15 protein-coding genes and 1 tRNA gene are annotated in these 23,101 nt (G+C 57.0%); 12 read left to right on the top strand and 4 right to left on the bottom strand.

The features are described from left to right. The first annotated feature begins 78 nt into the window (after nucleotides 1-78). From pheT to B2X67_RS08310, 9 genes are all read left to right on the top strand, one after another. Nucleotides 79-2,454, top strand: a complete 2,376-nt coding sequence (gene pheT, locus B2X67_RS08350; protein ID WP_286785211.1) for a phenylalanine--tRNA ligase subunit beta — start codon at nucleotides 79-81, stop codon at nucleotides 2,452-2,454. Between the two features lie 3 nt (nucleotides 2,455-2,457). Beyond that, entirely contained in the window at nucleotides 2,458-2,760 is a 303-nt protein-coding gene (gene ihfA / locus B2X67_RS08345; RefSeq protein WP_003282572.1) for an integration host factor subunit alpha, read from the top strand. Next, nucleotides 2,741-3,097, top strand: a complete 357-nt coding sequence (locus tag B2X67_RS08340; protein ID WP_090231128.1) for a MerR family transcriptional regulator — start codon at nucleotides 2,741-2,743, stop codon at nucleotides 3,095-3,097. Before ihfA ends, B2X67_RS08340 begins: the two co-directional genes overlap by 20 nt. Before the next feature lie 75 nt (nucleotides 3,098-3,172). Next, nucleotides 3,173-3,249 (top strand) — tRNA-Pro (locus B2X67_RS08335). Nucleotides 3,250-3,456: 207 nt separating this feature from the next. Further along, nucleotides 3,457-6,336, top strand: coding sequence for an SNF2-related protein (locus B2X67_RS08330; protein ID WP_236081812.1), 2,880 nt, complete (start codon nucleotides 3,457-3,459; stop codon nucleotides 6,334-6,336). A 14-nt stretch (nucleotides 6,337-6,350) separates the two neighbouring features. Then, the gene (locus tag B2X67_RS08325; protein ID WP_286785210.1) at nucleotides 6,351-9,419 is read left to right on the top strand and encodes a TrlF family AAA-like ATPase; all 3,069 of its coding nucleotides are present in this window, start codon (nucleotides 6,351-6,353) and stop codon (nucleotides 9,417-9,419) included. Between the two features lie 77 nt (nucleotides 9,420-9,496). Further along, complete coding sequence (locus tag B2X67_RS08320; protein WP_124086568.1) at nucleotides 9,497-11,494, top strand: ATP-binding protein; 1,998 nt, start codon at nucleotides 9,497-9,499, stop codon at nucleotides 11,492-11,494. Between the two features lie 12 nt (nucleotides 11,495-11,506). Beyond that, nucleotides 11,507-13,294: a site-specific DNA-methyltransferase gene (locus B2X67_RS08315; protein WP_201266897.1), complete on the top strand. Its 1,788-nt coding sequence runs from the start codon at nucleotides 11,507-11,509 to the stop codon at nucleotides 13,292-13,294. A gap of 52 nt (nucleotides 13,295-13,346) precedes the next feature. Then, the gene (locus B2X67_RS08310; RefSeq protein WP_286785209.1) at nucleotides 13,347-16,115 is read left to right on the top strand and encodes a DEAD/DEAH box helicase; all 2,769 of its coding nucleotides are present in this window, start codon (nucleotides 13,347-13,349) and stop codon (nucleotides 16,113-16,115) included. A gap of 132 nt (nucleotides 16,116-16,247) precedes the next feature. On the opposite strand, the gene B2X67_RS08305 is transcribed toward B2X67_RS08310, so the two are convergent. Further along, a complete protein-coding gene (locus B2X67_RS08305; RefSeq protein ID WP_161968366.1) occupies nucleotides 16,248-17,360 on the bottom strand; it encodes a hypothetical protein in 1,113 nt (370 codons plus the stop codon). Nucleotides 17,361-17,454: 94 nt separating this feature from the next. On the opposite strand from B2X67_RS08305, the gene B2X67_RS08300 reads away from it, so the two are divergent. Beyond that, nucleotides 17,455-17,640, top strand: coding sequence for a helix-turn-helix transcriptional regulator (locus tag B2X67_RS08300; RefSeq protein ID WP_124086560.1), 186 nt, complete (start codon nucleotides 17,455-17,457; stop codon nucleotides 17,638-17,640). A 42-nt stretch (nucleotides 17,641-17,682) separates the two neighbouring features. Here the strand turns inward: B2X67_RS08300 and B2X67_RS08295 are convergent, their stop codons facing one another. Beyond that, nucleotides 17,683-18,783, bottom strand: coding sequence for a DUF4113 domain-containing protein (locus B2X67_RS08295; RefSeq protein WP_376747740.1), 1,101 nt, complete (start codon nucleotides 18,781-18,783; stop codon nucleotides 17,683-17,685). A gap of 443 nt (nucleotides 18,784-19,226) precedes the next feature. Between B2X67_RS08295 and B2X67_RS08290 the strand changes: the two genes are divergently transcribed. Both B2X67_RS08290 and B2X67_RS08285 read left to right on the top strand, forming a co-directional pair. Beyond that, nucleotides 19,227-19,589 (top strand): cupin domain-containing protein, encoded by a 363-nt coding sequence (locus B2X67_RS08290; protein WP_071534424.1) that lies wholly within the window; start codon nucleotides 19,227-19,229, stop codon nucleotides 19,587-19,589. Between the two features lie 23 nt (nucleotides 19,590-19,612). Then, nucleotides 19,613-20,176, top strand: coding sequence for a chlorite dismutase family protein (locus B2X67_RS08285; RefSeq protein WP_026084028.1), 564 nt, complete (start codon nucleotides 19,613-19,615; stop codon nucleotides 20,174-20,176). A gap of 144 nt (nucleotides 20,177-20,320) precedes the next feature. Here B2X67_RS08285 and B2X67_RS08280 read toward each other — a convergent pair whose 3' ends face one another. After that, nucleotides 20,321-22,486 carry a tyrosine-type recombinase/integrase gene (locus tag B2X67_RS08280; protein WP_011914409.1) on the bottom strand — a complete coding sequence of 722 codons (2,166 nt, stop codon included), beginning with the start codon at nucleotides 22,484-22,486 and terminating at the stop codon, nucleotides 20,321-20,323. Then, nucleotides 22,483-23,101: tyrosine-type recombinase/integrase (locus tag B2X67_RS08275; RefSeq protein WP_286785208.1), on the bottom strand; the 619-nt coding region annotated here is incomplete at its 5' end. The genes B2X67_RS08280 and B2X67_RS08275, both read right to left, overlap by 4 nt.

Here is a 23,101-nt window from a genome sequence, read left to right as displayed (position 1 = left end):
GGTGGCGCAAGGCATCCGCTTCGTTCTCTTGCGGTTTGACCCGGCATGGGCCGAGTGGTCGCCGCCTAGGAGAGCAGAATGAAATTCAGCGAGCAGTGGCTGCGCAGTTGGGTGAATCCGTCGGTTTCCCATGATGATCTGGTGGCGCGGCTGTCGATGGTCGGCCTGGAAGTGGACGACGTGATCCCGGTCGCCGGTACCTTCAGTGGCGTCGTCGTGGGCGAGGTGTTGAGCACGGAACAGCATCCGGACGCCGACAAGCTTCGCGTTTGCCAGGTCAGCGATGGCTCGGCGGTCTCCCAGGTCGTGTGCGGCGCGCCCAACGTGCGCCCCGGTTTGAAGATTCCGTTCGCGATGATCGGCGCCGAGCTGCCGGGCGACTTCAAGATCAAGAAGGCCAAGCTACGCGGCGTCGAGTCCAACGGCATGCTGTGTTCGGCTTCCGAGCTGAAGATCAGCGAGGACAACGACGGGCTGATGGAGCTGTCGGCAGACGCGCCGGTCGGTGAAGACCTGCGTGCTTACCTTAACCTCGACGATGCGAGCATCGAACTCGGCCTGACGCCCAATCGTGGTGACTGCCTGTCGATTGCCGGTCTGGCCCGCGAAGTCGGCGCTATCTACGGCGCCACCGTGACCCCGGTGGAAGTGGCTGCCGTTCCGGCCAGTCATGATCAGGTCGTTTCGGTCGAGGTGGCGGAGCCCAAGGCGTGCCCGCGTTATCTCGGACGTGTACTGCGCAATGTCGACTTGAGCAAGCCGACCCCGCTGTGGATGGTTGAACGTCTGCGCCGTTCCGATGTGCGCAGCATCGATGCGGTGGTGGACGTTACCAACTACGTCATGCTCGAACTGGGCCAGCCGATGCACGCCTTCGACCTCACCGAGATCAACGGCGGCATCCGGGTGCGCATGGCCGAAGCGGGCGAGCGGCTGGTGCTTCTGGATGGTCAAGACGTTGAGTTGCGTCCCGATACGCTGGTGATTGCGGATCATCAGCGCGCGCTGGCGATTGCCGGCGTGATGGGCGGCGAGCACAGCGGCGTGAGTGAAAGCACGCGCGACCTGTTCCTGGAAAGTGCCTTCTTCGAACCTATTTCGGTGGCCGGCAAGGCGCGCTCCTACGGTTTGCACACCGATGCCTCGCATCGCTACGAGCGTGGCGTCGATTGGCAACTGGCGCGTACGGCCATGGAGCGGGCCACGGCGTTGCTGCTCGATATCGTCGGCGGTTCTGCGGGGCCGGTCGTTGAAGCGGCCAGCGAGACGGATCTTCCCCAGTCCACCACGGTTGTTCTGCGCGCAGAGCGCATCGAGCAGATGCTTGGCCTGGCGATGCCGGCCGAGGAGGTCGAGCGCTTGCTGAACGGCCTCGAATTGGCCGTGACTGGCGGTGATGGGCAGTGGAGCGTGTCGGTGCCGAGCCATCGTTTCGACATTTCCCTCGAAGTGGATCTGATCGAGGAGCTGGCTCGCCTCTACGGCTACAACCGTTTGCCGGTGCGTTACCCACAAGCCCGACTGGCCCCCAAGGGAAAGCCGGAAGCAAAGGTTGCGCTGAGCAAGCTTCGTCGCCAGTTGGTGGCGCGCGGCTATCAGGAAGCGATCACCTTCAGCTTCATCGACCCGAAGCTGTTCGAGCTCTTCCATCCCGGCGTGGAGCCTCTGCTGCTGGCCAATCCGATTTCCGCCGATCTCGCCGCGATGCGCGTCTCTCTGTGGCCGGGCCTGGTCAAGGCCGTGCAGCACAACCTCAATCGCCAGCAGGATCGCGTGCGCCTGTTCGAGACTGGCCAGCGTTTCATCGGTGCGCTTGATGGGCTGCAGCAGCAGCCCGTTCTATCCGGGGTGATATGCGGTTCGCGTCAGCCCGAGGCCTGGGCGAATAGCCGTGAGCCCGTTGATTTCTATGACCTCAAGGCTGACGTGGAAGCGCTGCTGGCGGTGGCTGGCGCGGGCGATGCATTCAGCTTCGGGCCGGCTGAGCACGCGGCGCTTCACCCCGGGCAGGCTGCTCGCGTCGAGCGCGACGGGCGTCTGGTCGGCTTCCTTGGGGCGCTGCATCCCGAGCTCGGTAAAGCCTTGGGTCTGGAGAAGCCCGTCTTCCTCTTCGAGGTGTTATTGAGCGAAGTGGTCCAGGGGCGTCTGCCGGCATTCGGCGAGCTGTCCCGCTTCCCCGAAGTGCGCCGTGATCTTGCCTTTATCGTGGATCGCGATCTGCCTTCGCAAGAGGTGCTTTCGGCCATTCGTGAGCGGGGAGGGGAATTCCTGACCGACCTCAGGCTATTTGACGTGTATGACGGTAAAGGTATTGATCCGCATAGAAAAAGCCTCGCCGTCGGCTTGACCTGGCAGCATCCATCACGCACTCTTAATGACGATGAGGTGAACGCCATTACGCAAAACATCCTCACTTCGCTGGAAGAAAGGTTCAACGCCACGTTAAGGAAGTAGCGTATGGGGGCTCTGACGAAAGCTGAGATGGCTGAACGTCTGTACGAAGAGCTAGGCCTGAATAAACGGGAAGCCAAGGAATTGGTGGAGCTGTTTTTCGAGGAGATCCGTCAGGCGCTTGAGCACAACGAACAAGTCAAATTGTCCGGTTTCGGCAATTTCGATTTACGTGACAAGCGCCAGCGTCCGGGCCGAAACCCCAAGACAGGCGAAGAAATCCCAATCACTGCGCGCCGCGTGGTGACCTTTCGTCCAGGGCAAAAGTTGAAGGCCAGAGTCGAAGCTTATGCTGGAACCAAGTCATAACGACGAACTGCCACCCATTCCCGGCAAGCGCTATTTCACCATCGGTGAGGTAAGCGAACTTTGTGCGGTGAAACCCCATGTCCTGCGCTACTGGGAGCAGGAGTTTCCCCAGCTCAATCCGGTCAAGCGTCGTGGCAATCGTCGCTACTATCAGCGTCAGGATGTGTTGATGATTCGCCAGATCCGCGCGCTTCTCTATGACCAAGGATTCACCATCGGTGGGGCGCGTCAGCGTCTTTCTGGCGACGAAGCCAAGGACGATACTACCCAGTACAAGCAACTGATCCGGCAGACGATCACCGAACTGGAAGATGTACTTCAGGCCTTGCGTAAGTAACCAGCAAAAAACTTCCACATTTCAGTTGGTTAAGGTATAGTCCCTTCCGCTTTCAGCAGTGCTGGAAGCACTTGTCGGGGCGTAGCGCAGCCTGGTAGCGCACTTGCATGGGGTGCAAGGGGTCGAGTGTTCGAATCACTCCGTCCCGACCAAAAAACCCTAGAAAATCCAGTCACTTAACGGTGACTGGATTTTTTTATGCCCGGTGATTTTGAGCGTGCCCTTTAATGGCGCCTCTCTGGTTGCCAATTGGTTGCCAATTGAGATTGGCTTTTCTGTATTCTGAGTTGGGCTGAAACCGAGGGTTTTGGTTGTCTTTGTACTTGAGAAAGTATCTTTGAGCAGGGAGCGCGAAGCAATTGGCCATTCTTACCGAGCACCAACGCCAGTATTACGCTTGGCTGCTAACCCGGCGAGCTTCTGGAGATTCGGTTGAATCGCTTGCCTCAACGCTGGTCGATTCACAGGTCGATCTCAACCCCCATCAGGTCGATGCGGCGCTGTTTGCATGCCGCAATCCACTGTCCCGCGGAGTGATCCTGGCCGATGAGGTGGGGCTGGGTAAAACCATCGAGGCCGGGCTGGTCATCTCCCAGCGTTGGGCCGAGCGTCGTCGACGCATTCTGATCATAGTGCCGGCCAACCTGCGCAAGCAGTGGCACCAGGAGTTGCAGGACAAGTTCAACCTGCAAGGCCTGATTCTGGAAACCAAGAGTTACAACGCGCTCCGCAAGCAAGATGTCGGCAATCCTTTCGTGTTCCCCAGCGGTCCGGTGATCTGCTCTTATCAGTTCGCCAAGGCCAAGGCGAAGGACGTCAAGGCCATTTCCTGGGATCTGGTGGTGCTGGATGAAGCGCACCGCCTGCGCAACGTTTACAAGAACAACAACGTCATCGGCAAAACGTTGAAGGATGCGCTGGCCCACGTACATTCCAAGGTACTGCTTACTGCAACGCCGCTGCAGAACTCCCTGCTTGAACTCTACGGGCTGGTAAGCATGATCGATGACCGAGTTTTCGGTGATATCGACAGCTTCCGCGCCCAGTTCGTCAACACCGAACGCGAGCAGGCCTTTGGTGGTCTGCGGCAGCGCCTGGGTAGCGTCTGCAAGCGCACCCTGCGCCGTCAGGTGCAGCAGTACGTTCCCTATACCGCAAGGCGCGCGATTGTTCAGGAGTTCACCCCTAGCCAGGAGGAGCGTGAGCTATCCGGTCTGGTGGCCGAATACCTGCGTCGGCCGAACCTCAATGCCCTGCCCGAAGGCCAGCGGCAACTGATTTCTCTGGTGCTTTGGAAACTGCTGGCGTCCTCGACCCATGCGATTGCCGGGGCTTTGGACACCATGGCCAGACGCCTGCAGGGGAATCTCGATAAAGCGTCTGAAGTCATCGATCTCACGCAGACTCTGGATGAGGACTATGAAGGCCTCGATGAGCTGGCCGATGAAAGTGAAAAGGAGCTGGAAAGCGAAGAGGTCGTTACTCTGACCGCTGGCGAGCGTGATGCCATCGCCGCTGAAATCGCCGAGCTTCAGCGGTTCAAGAACCTGGCCACCAGCATCCGCGAGAACGCCAAGGGCAAGGCGCTGCTGATCGCCCTGGAGCGTGCCTTTGCCGAGCTCAAGCGCCTCGGCGCCGCACGGAAGGCTATTATCTTCACCGAGTCGCGGCGCACCCAGGACTACCTGATGTCGTTGCTTGCCGACACGCCCTATGGCGACGGCATTGTGCTGTTCAACGGCACTAACACCGATGCCACGGCCCAGCGCATCTACAAGGACTGGCTGCAACGCCACGCGGGCAGTGATCGCATCACGGGCTCCAAGACCGCCGATACCCGCGCCGCGCTTGTCGAGCACTTCAAGGAGCGCGGCACCATCATGATCGCCACCGAAGCAGGGGCTGAAGGTATCAACCTGCAGTTCTGCTCGCTGGTGATCAACTACGACCTGCCCTGGAACCCTCAGCGCATCGAGCAGCGCATCGGCCGCTGTCACCGCTATGGCCAGAAGCACGATGTGGTAGTGGTGAACTTCGTCGACCGCAGCAATGAAGCGGACGCTCGGGTCTACGAACTGCTGGCTGAGAAATTCCAGCTGTTCGAGGGCGTATTCGGCGCAAGCGACGAGGTACTGGGCTCTATTGGCTCCGGTGTCGACTTCGAGCGTCGCATTGCCGACATTTACCAGAACTGCCGCGATCCCGAGGAGATCCGCCGTAGCTTTGAACAGCTGCAACTGCAGCTGTCCGGGGAAATCAGCGAAGCGATGGTCAAGACCCGTCAGGTGCTGCTGGAAAACTTCGACGAAGAAGTGCAGGACAAGCTGCGTATCCGTGCCGAAGACAGTAGCGCCACTCGCAACCGATTCGAACGCCTGCTGCTCGACCTGACCCGCGCCGAACTCGACGACTACGCTCGCTTTGATGGCGACAGCTTCGAGTTGCACAGGCTGCCGTCCGGGAGTGCCGAAGGTATCGCCTTGGGGCGTTATGAGCTGCCGCGCCGTGCCGGTGAGTCGCATCTGTACCGTCTCGGCCACCCGTTGGCAGCCTGGGTGATCGACCAGGCCAAGAGCCGTTCGCTCGACCAGCCATCTGCCGCCAGACTGGTCTTTGATTACGCCGCCTATGGCACGCGGATCAGCACACTGGAGCCTTTGCGTGGTCAGTGTGGACGGCTGACCCTGAAGCTGTTCTCTGTCGAAGCGCTGGGCAAGCTAGAGCAGCATCTGGTTATTTCTGCTGTTACCGCTGACGGGCAGGCGCTGCCCGAGGATGATCCGGAGAAGTTGCTGCGCCTGCCAGGACGTCTGGAGCAGAGCGAATCCGCCGCCGCAGGATCCGTAGGGTTGGCCAGCGACCTGGAGCAACGCAAGAATCAGCTGCTGCGCGAGATCAACCAGCGCAACATGGGTTACTTCGAGCAGGAGGTCGCCAAGCTCGATGCCTGGGCTGACGACCTCAAGCTGGGGTTGGAGCAGGAAATCAAGGCGATTGATGGTGAGATTAAGGAGCTGCGCCGAATCGCGGCAACCGCGGCGACGCTGGAGGAGAAGCTCGGCTACCAGAAGCTGCAGCGCGAACTGGAAGGCAAGCGCAGCAAGCTACGCCGCGAGCTATTTGCCCGCCAGGATGAGATCGAGGAAGAGCGCAACGCGCTGATCGATCAGTTAGAGGCTCAGCTCAAGCAGCATGTCGTGGAGCAGACGCTGTTTACCGTGGAATGGGAGTTACTTTGATGTCAAATAGGGAAATGGCTCGTGGTTCGGTTTGGCGCCAGTGGGATCTGCATGTGCACACGCCAGCCTCATTTCATTGGCTCGGTAAAAAGTTCAAGGACTGTGCTGACGCCAACGAACGGCGTGACCTCATCGATCAAATGATCGACTCGCTGAACAAGGCCGAGCCTGCTGTCTTTTGCATCATGGACTACTGGACCTTTGATGGCTGGCTCGCACTCAAGGCAAGGCTCAAAGAGGTCGGAGCCCCAGCATTGCACAAGACGGTCTTCCCGGGTATCGAGCTCCGTCTGGCCGCTCCGATGAAGGGACGGCTCAATGCTCACGTCTTGTTCTCTGATGAGATTGAGGATCAGGCACTGCTCGATTTCAAGCAGGCTCTCACGATCGAGCTGGTAAACCGCCCTTTGTCAGACTCGGCCTTGATCCAGCTCGCCCGCGAAACGGGCACTGACAAACTGAAAACCCACGGATACGACAAGGCAGATGTGCTCGCATCCGACGAGAAGGCCTTGCTCGCTGGCGCCGTCGTTGCGGAACTCAACCCAGAGTCATACAGGTCAGCGATTGCCAAGGTCAAGCAAGGACAGGCCATCGGATTCATGCCCTTTGACACCAATGATGGGCTAGCTGACGTGAAGTGGCATGAGCATTACGCCTACGTCATGGGCCTCTTCCAGGGCTCGCCTATCTTCGAATCGCGCAGCGTCGATTTGCATGCAGCTTTCGCTGGTGTGATAACCGCAGGCAACGCTAAATTTTTTGACAACTTCTACAGTGCGCTTAAAGAGGTCCCGCGGCTTGCCGTGTCTGGCAGCGATGCGCATTGCTTCGTCGGCGTTGCCGGCGACAACAACAAGCGTGGTTACGGGGACTTCCCGTCTGACAAGAAGACTTGGATCAAGGCAGATCCAACTTTTCAGGGCCTCAAGCAGGCCATCCTGGAGCCAGCGAAACGGTCGTTCATTGGCGTGAAGCCGCCCAAGCTCCAATCCGTAGAAACGAGTAAGACTCACTTTATCGAGTCGATCGAAGTTGCGAAGACGGGGACCAAGACTGGTATCGGTAACTGGCTGCACGGCTGCGATCTGCCGCTCAATCCGGATCTCGTGGCAATCATTGGCAACAAAGGTAGCGGCAAGAGCGCTTTAGCTGATGTCATCGCAACACTCGGACATTCCCGCCAGGCGAAGCACTTTAGCTTTCTCAAGCGTGATCGCTTTCTGGGCAAGAGCGGAGATCCTGCGCGTCAATTTACGGGCACTCTGACCTGGAGAGATGAGAGTATCGAGGCTCGCCCACTGGACGAGCTTCCGACAGAAGACAAACAAGAGCTGGTCCGATATATCCCTCAGAACTACTTTGAGGAGCTTTGCAACGATCACGTTTCTGGCAAATCGGACGCCTTTGAGCAGGAGCTGCGCGCCGTCATCTTCTCTCACACCAGTGAGGAGATGCGTCTTGGCGCCCTCGATTTCGATCAGCTGACTGAACAGCAGGAGCAAGCGCTGAGAAATCGACTTGGTGAATACCGCAAGGAGCTGAGGGTCGTCAATGCCACCATCGCGCGGATTGAAGATCAGCTACAGCCGATTGAGGAGAAGAAGCTGACGGATCAGCTGCTGGTCAAGATGCGAGAGATCGAGGAGCACCAGAAGATCAAACCCGCGGAGGTTGCATCGCCGCCTGAAACGATGGAGCCCGAGCAGAAGCAAGCTGCGGACGCGCTTGCGGCCACGGCTCAGAAGATCGACGCCTCCACCAAGCGCACACAGGATATCCAGGCGGAACTCACGTCGATCGCCAAGAAGCAGAAGGCTCTCGCCAACGCGAAAGAACAACTGCGACTACTTCAGCGCTCCTTCGATCAAACCCAGCAGCAGGTTGCCCAAGACCTCGAACTCGCGGGCTTGAACTGGACCGACGTCGCGAAGTTGGAGATCAAGACCAACTTGCTCGATGAGCGGTCCTCCGCCCTAACAGAACAGCAGTCGACTCTTCAGGCTGAGGCGGGCACTTTGGCCGGCGCCCTCGAGACCTTCGAAGAAGAGAAGAAGGCCCATGCGACCAAGCTCAACGCCCGCCAGCAGCAGTTTGAAACTTACCAGCGCCAGCTCGCTGAATGGATCAAGAAGCTGGATGCCCTGACCGGCACGCCGACGGAACCAGACACCAAGGTGGGCCTGGAAACCAGACTGGCCCAGATCAAAGAGTTGCCCGCTAAGCGCGCGGAACTGCATGCCGCACGACTTCAGCTGACGGCCGAGATCTTCGACTCCTTGGATGCGCAGCGGAAGGCGCGAGAAGAACTCTTCAAACCAGTGCAAGACTTGATCAAGGCGAATGACTTGATCCGCGAGGACTATCGGCTTCAGTTTCAGGCGACGCTGGCCGCTTCGGCAGAGGCCATCGCAGAGCGCCTCTTCGCCTTGATCAAGCAGACGTCAGGTGTGCTGCGTGGCCAAGATGAGGCGCTGTTAACAGTCACGAAGCTGTTTGATAGTCACGACTTGAACACCAAGGAAGGCGCCCTGGCCTTTGCGAAGGACTTACATGAAACCCTTGAACAGGCGGCCAAGGGATCTGGCGCTGAGGTCGGTATTGCCAGCCTACTGAAGAAGGATCAATCGGCCGTTTCGGTCTACGACTTGATTTTCGGGCTCGATTTTCTCGAGCCAAGGTATTCACTGCTCTTCCAGGATACGCAGATTGAGCAGCTGTCTCCTGGCCAGCGCGGCGCGCTTTTGCTGATCTTCTATTTGCTGGTGGACAACGGCAAGACGCCCATCATCTTGGACCAGCCCGAAGAAAATCTGGACAACGAAACCGTGTACCGCCTCCTGGTTCCGGTGCTAACCGAGGCCAAAAAGAAGCGCCAGATCATCATGGTCACTCATAACCCGAACCTGGCGGTGGTCTGTGATGCAGAGCAGATTATTCTTGCATCCTTTGACCGAGCCTCAAACTGCAGCATCAACTACGTGTCTGGCTCATTGGAAAACCCACTACTGAACAGTGCGGTTGTGACCGTATTGGAAGGGACCAAGCCTGCATTCAATAATCGCTCTGGGAAATATCACTGACATGCTCTTCTATGGGCTTGCGTATATTTCCATGTTGGGTACTGGTGCGAGGCGCCACGCCAGGGAGGGAGTCAGTAGTGCAAGCTAACATTAAAGGTCTGGTGGACCGGCTGGAGCTTTCCCAGGCCAAGGCCATGATGCCTCTCTATGAGGCCATTTCTAACGCCGTCGATGCTATCGAAGAGCATCACAATGGCTTCAGCAACCACTCGATTCGTATTCGGCTGGTTGCTTCCCATGACCTCGCCCACCAGGGTGGAGACGGGACGCTGATCGTGGACGGCTTCGATGTCATTGACGACGGCGTCGGCTTCAATGACAAAAATCTGGCCTCTTTTAAAGAGGCCCATACGCTGTCAAAGGTTAAGCTTGGTGGGCGAGGCGTTGGCCGTTTTACTTTTCTGAAAGTGTTCTCATCCGTTCGCATTCGCAGCGTCTTCGAGCACGAGCGGCAAGCCTTTCTACGTGAGTTCGACTTCAGCATCGAAGATGAGCTTAAGGGCGCGGATGTCACGACCGAGGTCGAACTGACCCCGGGCACGACGACTTCTCTGAGGGGCATGAACGAGAAGTTTCGCGCTGGGTGGCCCACACAGCCCGAGACGATTGCCGAGCGCGTGATCACGCATTTCTTGATCCGGTTTGCAGCCCGCTCCTGCCCGCCGATGACGCTGGAGTCTCCTGGCAACGCGCCGATTGATCTGCACGCACTGTTCCAGTCCACGGTGCTGGCCCACATTGAGGAGCAGTTCTTCGATGTGTCCGGCCACACGTTCGCCTTGCAGGCCTATCGACACCGTGATGGCCGCTCGCGCCATGAGCTGAACCTGTGCGCCAACGGGCGCGAAGTCACCACGACCAAGCTGAGAGACCTGCTGCCAGAGCTACCCGAGAAGTTCTTGGATGACGAGCAGTCGCCCTACACCCTCATCGTTCTGGTGACCGGGGAGTACCTGGACGACCATGCCAACCAGGAGAGGACGCGTATCGCTTTCCAAAGCGACGACGAGCCCGAGCTGGAGCAGACGCTGGTTTCCCGCCGCGCCTTGAACCAGGGCGTCACCGGCGCATTGCGCCCCTTGCTCACGTGCGACCTGAAATCAACCAATGAAGAAAAGCGCGTCCAGATCGAGAAATTCGTCGAACAGGCACCCGAATACAGGTCGCTGACTCATCCTCGCTACCGAGAAATCATCGAGCAGAGGATTCAACCTGGCTTGTCAGATGAGAAGCTTGACGAAGCGCTCCTACACGTCAAACGGGACATTGAAGACAGTGTTCGCAAGGATCTGCGCCATGCGGCCACCTACTTTGAGAGTGAGTCGTTTGAACAGTACGCCGAACGCTTCCAAACTCTTGCCGAACAGGCAAACGAACTGGGCAAGGCTGAGCTTGCGAAGTACATCACTCATCGTCGGACGATACTTGACCTAGTGTCACTGAGCCTCAAGAAGCGGCGCTCTGACAACAAATATCCGCTTGAACGGGTCTTGCACAAGATGCTCTTCCCCATGGGAGCTACTTCAAAGGATGTTTTCATTGAGCAGCAGAACCTGTGGGTGATTGACGAGCGGCTTTGTTATCACACTCTGCTCACCTCAGATAAGAAACTGAAATCGATTGAGGGCCTTGAAGACACGTCCGGCAAGGAGCCTGACATCTGCGCCTTCTTCTACGACACCCCCATTGGTGTTCGAGAAGAAGAGGACTCCACGGGGGCGATTGTCGTGATTGAGTTCAAACGCCCCGGTCGTGACGACTATCAGGCGGATCCCGCCCAGCAGATCATCAAGCGGTTTGTTGAAATTCAAGAGAGCAAACTTGACGACGTGGATGGCAGACCCATTAACGCACGCGGCATTCGGTTTTTTGGCTATTTGATTGCAGATTTAACGCCTTCTCTCAAGCGAGAGATGCGTATGAACTATCACGAGTCGATTGACGGCGAAGGTTATTTCAAGACGCTCACGGGCGGCAACGGATACGTTGAAATAATTTCCTATGACAAGCTTCTAAAGGACTCAGCGCGGAGAAATCGCGTGCTCTTCGAAAAGCTTGGTCTGCACAAGAACTAAGGTGTCACTACAATGAGCAAGCAAAAACTAGAGCTTACTTGGGTCGGGAAAGAAAAGCGCCCCAAGCTAGAGCCGCGCATCCTACTGGAAGAGCCGACCAGGTCCTACCACGCCAGTCATCGCGTGACGGAGAACGATATCTTCGATAACCGGCTGATCTTCGGCGATAACCTGCTGGCACTAAGGGCGCTGGAGCAAGAATTTTCCGGCAAGGTGAAGTGTGTCTATATCGATCCGCCCTTCAATACACAGCAGGCCTTCGAACATTACGACGATGGCTATGAGCACTCAATCTGGCTTGGGTTGATTCGGGATCGAATCGAAGTGCTGCGCCGTTTGATGTCTGATGATGGCACTTTGTTTGTGCACATTGATGACAACGAGCTCGGTTATCTTGTCGTATTGTTAGACGAGGTTTTCGGGCGGTCCAATCGGGTGTCGATTGTCTCCTTCAAACAAGGATCCGCAACTGGACACAAGTCGATCAATCCAGGTGTTGTGAATACCACCAATTTCATTCTGATTTATGCAAAAAACAAGTCGAGCTGGATGCCAAATCGCGTATTTACAGCCCGCGCCGAGCGGGATAAGCGATACGGCCAGTTTATCGAGAACTTCAATGAGCCCTATCCGGCCTGGCGCTTTACAACTCTAACTAAGGCCTTTGCACAGAGCCTTGGTATTTCAGAAAAAGGTATAAAGAAAGCTCTCGGTGACGAGTATGAAGATCTTCTCTCTGATTTCGTAATGAGGCATGCTCAGCAAGTAGTCCGTTTCGCTCGCCCTGATTACAACGCCGTAAGCAGTGAGGCGCGCGGTATGATCGACCAGTCCAAAGCCTCACCCCACGAAGTGCTTTTGCTCGAACGTGAAGTTCATTCAAACATGTACTTCATCAACGGTGAACGTATTCTCTTCTACTCGGACAAACTAAAGCTGATCGACGGCCAATACGTGGCCGGAGAGCCGCTCACCAGTCTGTGGGACGACATCCTCTCCAATAACCTACACAACGAAGGTGGGGTCGAGTTTCCCAAGGGTAAGAAGCCTGAGGCATTGATAAAACGCTGCTTCGACCTAGCAACAAAGCCAGGAGATATTGTTCTCGATTCGTTTGCAGGCTCAGGTACCACTGGCGCGGTAGCCCACAAGATGGGGCGCCGCTGGATCATGGTTGAATTGGGCCAGCACTGCCATACGCACATAATCCCGCGCCTGCAAAAGGTCATCGCCGGCAGCGACCAGAGCGGCATCAGCAAGGCGGTCAACTGGCAGGGGGGCGGCGGCTTCCGCTATTACAAGTTGGCCCCCACGCTGATCGTTAACGACCGCTGGGGCAACCCGGTGATAAATCCCGAGTACAACGCCGCCATGCTGGCTGAGGCCCTGGCCAAGCTGGAGGGCTTCACCTATGCGCCCTCGGAAGCCCGCTGGTGGCAGCATGGTCATTCCAGCGAGCGTGATTTCATCTACGTCACCACCCAGAACCTTTCTGCCGAGCAGCTGCAGTCACTGGCCGACGAGGTTGGGGCCGAGCAGAGCCTGCTGGTCTGCTGCGCCGCCTTCCATGGTCTGACCGCTGCCCAGGCCGAAGCGCGCTGGCCGAACCTGACATTGAAAAAGATCCCGAAGATGGTGCTGTCGCGCTGCGAGTGGGGCCATGATGACTACAGCCTGAACGTCGCCAACCTGCCGCTGGCTGAGCAACCCGTTGTCGCGCCAGAGCCAGTGAAAGAAGGTAAGAAGAGCAAGGTCGCTGAGCCGGCACAAACCACGCTATTTGGTAACGGCGAGGCCTGATGCCTGAAGCCTGCGCAAAGCTTGCCGGCTACAAGGAACAAAGGAAGACAGTATGAGCAGTTCGCGTATTCAACATCACGTTTCCGGGCGCCTGTCGCTGCGCTCGCCGCAGGTGGGGTCACTGGACAAGCTGGTGCAGGCACTGAGCGCAGCGCCGGAGATGCTGGAGCATCAGCAGAATGTACCAGCCATTCTCAATACCCTGAAGGCCCAGTTCCCGACCCTAGAAGACTTCGAGCGCGACTTTCCGTCTCTGTGCTTCGCGCTGGCCACCGGTGTGGGCAAGACCCGGCTGATGGGCGCCTTCATCGCCTATCTGCACCTTGAGCACCAGATTAACAACTTCTTCGTGCTCGCGCCGAACCTGACCATCTACAACAAACTGATCAGCGACTTCACCCCGAACACGCCCAAGTACGTATTCAAGGGCATCGGCGAGTTCTCGATCAACGTACCGCGAGTCATCACTGGCGACAATTACGACCAGCAGAACATCCTCGCCGGTGAGCTGTTCGGCGAGGTGCGTATTAATATCTTCAACATCGCCAAGATCAGCTCTGAGGTGCGTGGCGGCAAGGAACCGCGTATCAAGCGGATGCGTGAGGTGCTGGGCGACAGCTACTTCAACCATCTGGCCAGCTTGGACGATCTGGTGCTGCTGATGGACGAGTCGCACCGTTACCGCGCTCAGGCCGGGATGCGGGCGATCAACGAGCTCAAGCCGCTGTTTGGCCTGGAAGTAACCGCTACGCCCTTCACGGAATCGAGCAAGGGGCCGGTGCCGTTCAAGAACGTGGTGATGGACTATCCGCTGGCCCGCGCCATCGAAGACGGCTTCGTCAAAGAGCCGGCTGTTGTCACCCAGCGCGACTTCAACGCTAAGCAGCATGCACCGGAAGAAGTGGAGCGTGTAAAGCTGGAGGACGGCGTGCGCCTGCACGAGGCGACCAAAGCCGAATTGCTGACCTACGCCCGCGAAAACGACGCCAGGGTGGTGAAGCCCCTCATGCTGGTGATCGCTCGCGACACCACCCATGCTGGGCAACTGTTGGCGTTGCTGGAATCGGATGTCTTCTTCGAGGGGCGCTATCGCGGCAAGGCCATTCAGGTCGACTCCAGTAAGAGCGGCAAGGATGAAGAGGAAATGATTACTCGCCTGCTGGCCGTTGAAAATGTGGATGAACCTACGGAGATCGTCATCCACGTCAACATGCTCAAGGAAGGCTGGGACGTTACCAACCTGTACACCATCGTCCCTCTGCGGGCCGCCAATGCACGCACGCTGATCGAGCAGTCCATCGGCCGCGGCCTGCGCCTGCCCTATGGCAAGCGCACCGGGGTGGAGGCCGTGGATCGTCTGAACATCGTCGCCCACGACAAGTTCCAGGAAATCATCGACGAGGCCAACCGCGGCGATTCGCCGATCCGCCTCAAGCAGGTGATCCTCGATGCGCCCAAGGCGGACGACAACAAGACCAGCGTGCAAGTGCAGTCCGGCGCGCATGCGATGCTCGGCCTGAGCGAAGGCACAGAGCAGCCGGCTGCTGAGCAGGAGAGCAAGCCTAGCGAGGCAAGCAGTGCCGGTGCGAATGCCGAAACACAGAAGCCTGCGCCGATTTTCACCACCGACGCGGAGAAGCAGGCTGCCCGTGTGGTGATGGAGGTGATCGGTCAGTATGAAACTCGCCGTGATCTGGTGCCGAGCAGCAAGGATCTGCTGAAAAAGGAAGTACAGGAGCAGATCAAGGCCGAAGTCGCCGAGCGCCTCAAGCCCCAGCAGGGCTCGCTGCTGGAAGGCCAGGACGCGAATGCACCTGAGCTGAATCTGGATGATGTGGTTGCCAAGACCACCGAAGTGGTGGTGCAACAGACTATCGATATTCCACGCATCACGGTGGTGCCGACCGGTGAGGTGACATCGGGCTACCACCCGTTCACGCTGGGCGATCTGCCCAATTACCAGCCGGGCCAGCGCGAGCTCGTCGTGCAGGAACTGCGCACCAGCAAGCAGTCCACCCTGAGCCGGGAGAGCGGCATCCGCGAGAAGCGTCTGGAGGACTACATCGTCAAGAAGCTGATCGACTTCGACGACGTGGACTACTTCACCCAGGCCGAGCTGCTCTACGACCTGGCCAGGCAGGCGGTGGCCCACTACCAGAAGCAGAACTACGCCGAAAGCGAGCTGCACGAGATCCTCGATACCCACGGTGCGGATCTGGCCCGCCTGATCCATGCAGAAATGCACAAGCACTTCTGGGAAGAGGCCAGCGGCTATGAGGTCAAGGTCAGCCGCGGCTTCACCGAGCTCAAGCCCTGCAACTACACGGTAGCGGCCAACCAACCGGTACACCGCGTGCGCGAAACAGTCACCGAGACCAGCCGGATCAAGCAGATGCTGTTCGGCGGCTTCACCCGCTGCCTGTACCCGTTGCAGAAGTTCGATTCGGACACCGAGCGGCGCTTTGCCGTGATCCTTGAGCGCGAGGCCCTGAAGTGGTTCAAGCCGGCCAAGGGACAGTTCCAGATCTTCTACAAACTCGGTGCCGAGCAGCCGGAGTATGTGCCGGACTTCGTAGTGGAGACTGAGAGCTGCATCTTCCTCGCCGAAACCAAGGCTGCCAGCGACCTGGAAACCCAGGAAGTTCAGGCCAAGGCCGCCGCTGCCGCACAGTGGGCCAAGCATGCCTCTGACTACGCTCAAAGCGTTGGCGGCAAGCCTTGGAAGTACCTGCTGATCCCGCACAGCGAAGTAACCGAGGCGAAGCGGCTGATAAACTACTTGCGGTTTGAGGTGAAAGCGCCGGTATCAGTCGCTGGCTGAAAGGCTTAAGTCTGGGCAATCAACCCGAATGATTCAGTGCTCCAGGTGCTTTCTGGCCGGGAGCACTGTGTATCTGTTATCGGAATGAGCTTTTAAGGTAAAAGCTGGCCGCAAATGCATATTCAATGGAAGTTAACTATCGGTTTCTTTTAACTGAAAATCAGGCCTTAAGATTAGGTGGGGGACTGCCTTCATCGACATGGTTGGTTTTGCAGAGCAGCTCATGCGTTTATGGATGGTCGAGGGGATATCTGGCGAAAGGCTCACGTGGTTAACCTTACCTCTGGCCGCGTCGCAGTAAAGGCAGAACCTTGAATCAGGCGGGCTGAGTAAGTAGCAGGCAGTGCATTCAACGGCTTTCCCTCCCCATGCTTGTAGGGCCTTCAGCATTGTTGCTGCGATCAGCTCGGCTCGGTCCTGCACCGTGTTGTCCTGGGTTGTGGCTGACTGCTCAGCCGCCATTTGAAGCTGTTTGGCTCGATGGGCTTCCAGGGCGCGCTGTAGTTCGGCTTTCTCATTGGCGAGCTCAATCTGCCGGTATTGCTCAGCAGCCTCGCGTTCTGCCTGTTCTAGTTGCCACTGAGCGTTTATTTCGGCTGCCAGTGACTGAAGCTTTTGCAGTGCGTTTGCTGCGAGCCTTTCGCCGCGAATTGATCGGATCCACTGTCGGTTTACCTTGTCATGCAGAACAGCGTGCTCGAATTTGGCCGGATCATTGATCTGCTTCAGAGTCAGGTGATGGAGATCTATCTCCATGCTGGAGTGTTCCAGGGCTTCGAGCTGGCGATAACGCTCATGCTCCATCCGCGTTGAAAGTTTGATCCGGACGATCAGCTGCCTATCGGATTGGTGCAGGACGGCATGACCTCTCAAACCGCCCAGGTCAACAAAGCGCTCAACGCTATCTGCGACGATCATCACTGGTTGCCGCTCGACCTTTTCTTCCAAAAGTCGGCCGCCTTGTGTGGTAACCCGAACTGTTTCTATCAGAGCTGGGAGCATGAGCTGCTTTTGCTGGGCAATCAGGGCGACCGCTGCACGTCTGACACCTTCGCGGAAGCCATCAAAGCAGTCATTCGATTTCGCATGGCGGAAATGTGGGACAACCTTCTCGCCATTGTTGGCCGCATTTAAGGGTTGTTTACAGCCAGGGCATACGCAGCCACACCGAAGCCCGTTCTCGACCTCGTGCGCTCGAAATAGAGTGCCATCACGCTCACCGAAAGGGATTTTGGTCTCGTGCATGTCCTTTGCTTACGCCTTCCAGGTGGTTTGTGTCTTGGATGCAGGAACTTAGTCCAACCTGCTCTGAAAGTAATCAATCGGAGTATGGTTTGTCATGAAAGTGTTGCGGTTGAATGCGGTTGTCTTGGCTACTGGGCTCGCCAGATCAACGATCTATAAGCTCATTGGCTCAGGCGAGTTTCCACGACCCGTGCCGCTGACTGGGCGATGTGTCGGCTGGATTGAGTCTGAGGTGGCTGCTTGGATCCAGTCGAGGATTGAAGCGCGGGAACGGATCTGAATGACTATGTTCGACTAACCAGAGGGAGCAGTGCACGAGCTTCTAGCGAGCCTTCGCCACCATTAACTCAGACCAGCGAGTGGTGTAGGCAGGGGAGAGCAATTCTCTTCGCATAGCCCACTCGACTGGCTTGGCGATGCGTCCTGGCTGCAGCGTACCTTGACCCCAACGGTTGTTGATGGCGTCCAGGGTACTCATCAGTCGCTCGGTTTTCACAGGCTGCTCGGGAGCAAACAGATCAGGCGTGTATTCGTTCTTGCGACACAGATCCAAGAGCAGCACCTGGGCCTTGGCGTAGCTGAACCCCTCTCTGAAGACCTGCTGCAATCCAGCCTGGACGGCCTTGATGATCAGCCTGCTGTCATCGGTCGGGTAGGGCAGCTGGCAGAGGACGCCATTGGCATATTTCGCTTCAGCTGGATTGAACATCCCGGTGCGCAGACTGACCCGCACCTGTCTGCAGAGCGACTCCTGCTTGCGCAGCTTTTCAGCAGCACGCGTGGCGTAGCTGGTCACGGCTTCCTTGATGGGAGTTAACTCACGCAGGCGCTTGCCGAATGAGCGGCTGGAGCAGATCTCTTGCTTGGGTTCGATTTCGTTCTCGATCTCCAGGCACGCTATCCCGCGCAGTTCGCGCACAGTTTTCTCGACCACGACATTGAAGCGCTTGCGCAGCGTCCAGGCGTCCATCTGTGCCAAGTCCCAAGCGGTTTTAATCTGCATACCTTCCAGGTGCGCACGCATGCGGGGGCCAACACCCCAGACTTCTTCAACGGGCATGGCCTTGAGCAACTTGTCGCGCCGAACCGGATCGCGGATGTCTACGACGCCACCAGTTTGCTTCTGCCAGCGCTTGGCGGCGTTATTGGCGAGCTTGGCCAGTGTCTTGGTGGTGGCGATGCCTATGCCGACCGGGATACCAGTCTTCTGCTTAATCTCTGCCTGCACCTGACGACCTATCGACTCCAGCGGCTCGGGCAGTCCGGTCATATCGGCAAAGGCTTCGTCGATGCTGTAGACCTCAATGCTTGGGAAGCAGCCTTCGAGGATGGTCATCACGCGCTCGCTCATATCGCCATTTATGTGTAATAGAAAGTCAATAAGAACCGGGCCATGCTCGCCCTTGGAGCTTCTCATACCCAACCGGTATGGCTGTAGCTTCTGAGGAGATCGCCGTCGCTCACCGGATCATCCGGTCATCCTGTTAGTAACCGGTCAAAGCTGATCTGTTACATCGAAGGCGGACACCTGTCCATCGACAACACCCCTGCCGAGCGGTGAACCGCCCTCCCATGTACATATGACCAAAACGTCGCCGTTATCCTACCGTTCTGTCATGCCTACCCACGACGGAGTATTGACGGTCTCCGTCCTATAACATAGCTTTTCCGAAAGGCGCTCAAGTACATATCGTCATGTGCATACGAGCCTCGTGTCGTTAAAAGAAATGGTTGGTGCCGCATGAAAGTGCTCTTCATGATGCCGTTCGGCGTGTCGAGCTTCTCCGCCCCCATCAAGATCAAGGCTTCGTCTTGGTGTTAGTGCCAGATGCACGTCACCTTGCGGTGCAGGAATGGAGTGTGAACATGAAAGCAGAAACGGAATCGCGGATTTTTTCGGTGGACGAATATGTCCGTCCGTCTAACGGCGAACCGATCCGTTCAGTTGTTCTGGAGACCAACGATTCTGTCGTTGTAGTTTGGCACGCCTACCCTAGGCAGGAAATAGCTGCCCATGTCCATCCTCACGGCCAAGATACTTGGACGGTTATCTCAGGTGAGGCCAAGTATTATCAAGGCAACGGCGTAGAAATTCATCTTAAAGCTGGAGATATTGCCATTGCAAAACCTGGGCAAGTACATGGTGCCGTGAACTCTGGTCCAGGACCTTTCATATTTGTCTCCGTGGTTGCGCCGGGCAGTGCAGGTTTTGCGTTATCTGAGAAATAGGCGAAAGGCCTGAGAGGAACCTGATGAATACACGAGTATTTACGTTCGCTGGTGGAGAAACGGGGGTTTGGCGCGTTGTTGCGATGAATGCCGTGGCAGGAGCCCCTCTCCCTGGAATCCCACGGCTCAACGTAGCCGCTGGCTCTGTTTCGCCGCAGCCTCCGGGCACCAAATGGCTCCTTCGCGGGATAACGAGTAACGAGCGCTATGTCGTGCGTGAAGAGAAGGATCGTCTCGTGGCGAAGCAGCCAAGCTTGGGTCGAGCAGAGGCTACCTGCGCCGCCCTGATCCCTATCCGGAAAAACCCCTCATGGTGGGGACTGTCTCAAGACGAACGCCGGAAGATTTTTGAGGAACAGTCCCGTCACATTCACATCGGGCTCCAATATCTCCCTGCTGTGGCCCGCCGCCTCCACCATTGTCGGGACCTGGGCGAGAACGAACCCTTCGACTTCTTGACTTGGTTCGAATATTCCCCGTCTGATGAGACGGCCTTTAACAGGCTTCTGGCCGAACTCCGAGCCTCGGTGGAGTGGCAGTATGTCGACAGAGAAATCGACATCCGGCTAGTGCATGAGCCGGCCTAGCATCAGGTTTAACTTCGATCTACGTGCGGCACACTCCTGCGACACCCGCAGCCCAGCAAAACCCCGAAAAATCTAGTGTGTCGCATAACTTAGGAGTAACGCGACAGGTATGTCTAGCGAGCCACTAGTCGCTTAAGAACTTTTCTACTTATAGCCTCCTCTTTCTCTCATCGATCTCCTCGGCATCCTGCCGTCTAGAGCCGGCACATTGTCCAGCTTTCGAATGAGGCTCTCCAGCTTTTCCAAGTCGCCCTCGGCAATGGCTCGCTCGTCGGGAGTTAAAGGCACGGCCTCCAAGTACCGTCCGATAGACGATTTGCTTTCCAATGCTTGGGCCCTTGCGCTGGCTTTCGGCAAGTTGAAGTCACACCCCGCACAGGCCATGCGATGTGGGCAGCTGCTCCAGAAGGGATTTGAACAATACGAGTCGCCCAAGTCATAGAAGGTGTAGGGGGCATCTGAATGGCGAACAATTACGTCATGATCGATCAAAACGGAGACCATATGGGCCATTTGATCGGCTTTAACGAAGGATGCTGCCAGCTTGGTAGGCCGAATTCGAATGTAATGCAAAGTCGAATTCGGCGAGCTATGTCCCGACCACTGCATTAGCTCGATCAGCGACATGCCCTGAGGGACGCTGGCGAGCGCCGTCACTGCGGAGGCACGTCCCCGGTGGCTGGTGATTCGCCCGCGACTGTCCTCCAGTGGCACACCCGCCTTGGCGCATAGCATTGGAATGATGGTGCCATTAATGACACTGGAGCCTATGCGCTTGCCTCGAAACTGAAATAGGTAGCTAACTTTTTCCCCGGTTCGCTCATCCAGCAAAGCGGCCTGGTTAGCAGGCCTGTCCTCCAGCCAGGCGTCAATGCGCTCCTTCACGACCACCGCTACAGGTTTGACGAAAGCTTTGAACGTCTTGCTGGCAGGAATATCGAGATAGCATAAAGTTTTTGCTGGAACGATGGTCCCATCCTCGTGTACCACATCATTGGTCTGAGGATGCGCGCATCTTTTATCCAAGCGCATGATTTCATTGCTGCGCAAACCAGCGTGCGTCCACACTACAGCAATGGCTTGAACCATCGACAGCGGATAGTGAATCTCCGAAAGCAGATCACTACGCTCAAGATTTAGACTCGCCCAAATCAGCTTGAGCCAGGTCGAGTCATCAATTACCCGCGGGTTGATACCCGAGTTGAATGTCACGGATCGCGGGGTGGCGAGGTGATGCCGGGGGCTGAACTTCAAACGACCCCATCCCCAGAGTTCAAAGTCTGTAAAAAATCGTCGCAAGGCATGTAGAAAGCCGCGCTTCGAGTTGGCAGCGATAGGCTGACCAAGCCCCTTTAGCTGTGTTCCCTTCGCTGACTCCAAAGCCCACTCACCGACCGTCATCCGGTCGACGGCAGCAATAAATGCAGCGCAAGTGGACATGCTCCAATCGGTAGGCGCCGCCATTCCTGATTGCTCGCGCGCTAGCCAGACACCGGTCCTCAAGATAAAACTGTAATTGCTTTCACGTGTGCGTGGACGCAAGGTGGAAGTGTCTCGCCATCGACGGCACCACATTGCCCAAGTCGGATCGATGCCTTCGATGCTTTTCGCCCGCCAACAGGTATAGCCTCGCATGCGTAAAGGTTTCGCCAAAATCCCCATGGCAGCGAGGCCGTGAGATACCTTTCCGACCGATCTCGCGACACCTTCGCTTCGATGCTGTTGGCCCTTCAGTAGCAGTTCCTCGGTGAATGTCTCCAACCGCGGATCGCCGTTTTCCAGCATCAAGGCACCCAGCACGTTGGAAAGGAACTGCTCAAGATGGCGAGCAGCGTAGCCCAGCGATCTCAACGCTTGGCTCAAGCGAACGTGCTCATGTCTGAACACGGCATGGCCGAAGATAAAAGAAGCATATATCGCCGGCTGCCGGAATTTGGCGATACGCTGCGGGGTTCGAAAATCGCCGAGATGGTAAGCAACGGAAGCGAGATATGGTCGTGATCCTGCTCGATTACTGAGCAAGGTCAACCACTGCGACTCAGACCAACACCAGTAGGGTTTACCGGTTTTGCTGACATTCCAGAGAATGACTGCCACTGATGAAATGGCTAATCGCTGAGAAACGCCGCTGTGCGCCGCTATATCAGCTAGCGGCCTCATGAGCTCAGGTATCTCTGATTGGAGGTAGCCCCAGTCTGAACGGTGAGAGCGATTCGAAAGTATGCTCAGCTCGATTTTCGATAGATCGCTCTGACGTACGTACTTGCTCGCGTCGAACGGAACATAAGGGGTGACTGAGGGGGTGCTCATAGCAATGCCTCAGACCCAAAGAGTTCACAGAACATCCGAGCATCGAGACTGCCGACGGAGTGCGCCATCTTTGCGGTTAAATCCGCGCCAGATAGGTGCAGGTAAATCAAAGTGGTTTTGGGGTCTCGATGTCCAGCATACGTGGTCAGTTCATGGAGCTTCCAGCCCGCACGGGCCAGATGGGTAAGCCGAAGGTGGCGAAAGGTATGAGTGCTCAGGTGCGATAGTTTCGCTTCCTTGGCCCACCCTTCAACCGTTTTACTCCACGCCCAACGGGACAGTGGCGAGCCTCGATTACGATCTGATGCTGATCGAAACAACGAACCTCGCATCCAGCCAGCGCCGCGAAGAGCATGTAGATGCTCTATCAAGACAGGTGCAATGTCTGGGCTGTAGCACACGACGCGGCTGCGTTTGCCTTTGGTCGTTTCCGCTCGCACCGAGATCAGTCGGTGTGCAACGTCTAAATCCTCAATACGCAAGGCCACCAACTCGGCACGGCGAAGAGCCCCGAAATACGCCAACGACAGCATTAGTCGATCACGGATAGACGACCTGGCCGCAATACTGAGAAAGTGTCGCCACTGTGTTGCTGCTGACCGAAAACTGACCCAG

Origin of the sequence: Pseudomonas sp. UBA3153 (assembly GCF_002364635.1) — a bacterium.
Lineage (GTDB): Bacteria > Pseudomonadota > Gammaproteobacteria > Pseudomonadales > Pseudomonadaceae > Pseudomonas_O > Pseudomonas_O kuykendallii.
The sequence above is the reverse complement of the archived record's forward strand: the minus strand, read 5'-3'. Positions and strand labels throughout refer to the sequence as shown.

What these genes read in the sequence shown, in the direction of transcription:
- B2X67_RS08315 (WP_201266897.1), top strand. Translation starts at nt 11,507, where the DNA reads ATGAGCAAGCAAAAACTAGAGCTTACTTGGGTCGGGAAAGAAAAGCGC.
- pheT (WP_286785211.1), top strand. Translation starts at nt 79, where the DNA reads ATGAAATTCAGCGAGCAGTGGCTGCGCAGTTGGGTGAATCCGTCGGTT.
- B2X67_RS08290 (WP_071534424.1), top strand. Translation starts at nt 19,227, where the DNA reads ATGAAAGCAGAAACGGAATCGCGGATTTTTTCGGTGGACGAATATGTC.
- B2X67_RS08325 (WP_286785210.1), top strand. Translation starts at nt 6,351, where the DNA reads ATGGCTCGTGGTTCGGTTTGGCGCCAGTGGGATCTGCATGTGCACACG.
- B2X67_RS08340 (WP_090231128.1), top strand. Translation starts at nt 2,741, where the DNA reads ATGCTGGAACCAAGTCATAACGACGAACTGCCACCCATTCCCGGCAAG.
- B2X67_RS08285 (WP_026084028.1), top strand. Translation starts at nt 19,613, where the DNA reads ATGAATACACGAGTATTTACGTTCGCTGGTGGAGAAACGGGGGTTTGG.
- B2X67_RS08300 (WP_124086560.1), top strand. Translation starts at nt 17,455, where the DNA reads ATGAAAGTGTTGCGGTTGAATGCGGTTGTCTTGGCTACTGGGCTCGCC.
- B2X67_RS08310 (WP_286785209.1), top strand. Translation starts at nt 13,347, where the DNA reads ATGAGCAGTTCGCGTATTCAACATCACGTTTCCGGGCGCCTGTCGCTG.
- ihfA (WP_003282572.1), top strand. Translation starts at nt 2,458, where the DNA reads ATGGGGGCTCTGACGAAAGCTGAGATGGCTGAACGTCTGTACGAAGAG.
- B2X67_RS08280 (WP_011914409.1), bottom strand. Translation starts at nt 22,486, where the DNA reads ATGAGCACCCCCTCAGTCACCCCTTATGTTCCGTTCGACGCGAGCAAG.
- B2X67_RS08305 (WP_161968366.1), bottom strand. Translation starts at nt 17,360, where the DNA reads ATGCACGAGACCAAAATCCCTTTCGGTGAGCGTGATGGCACTCTATTT.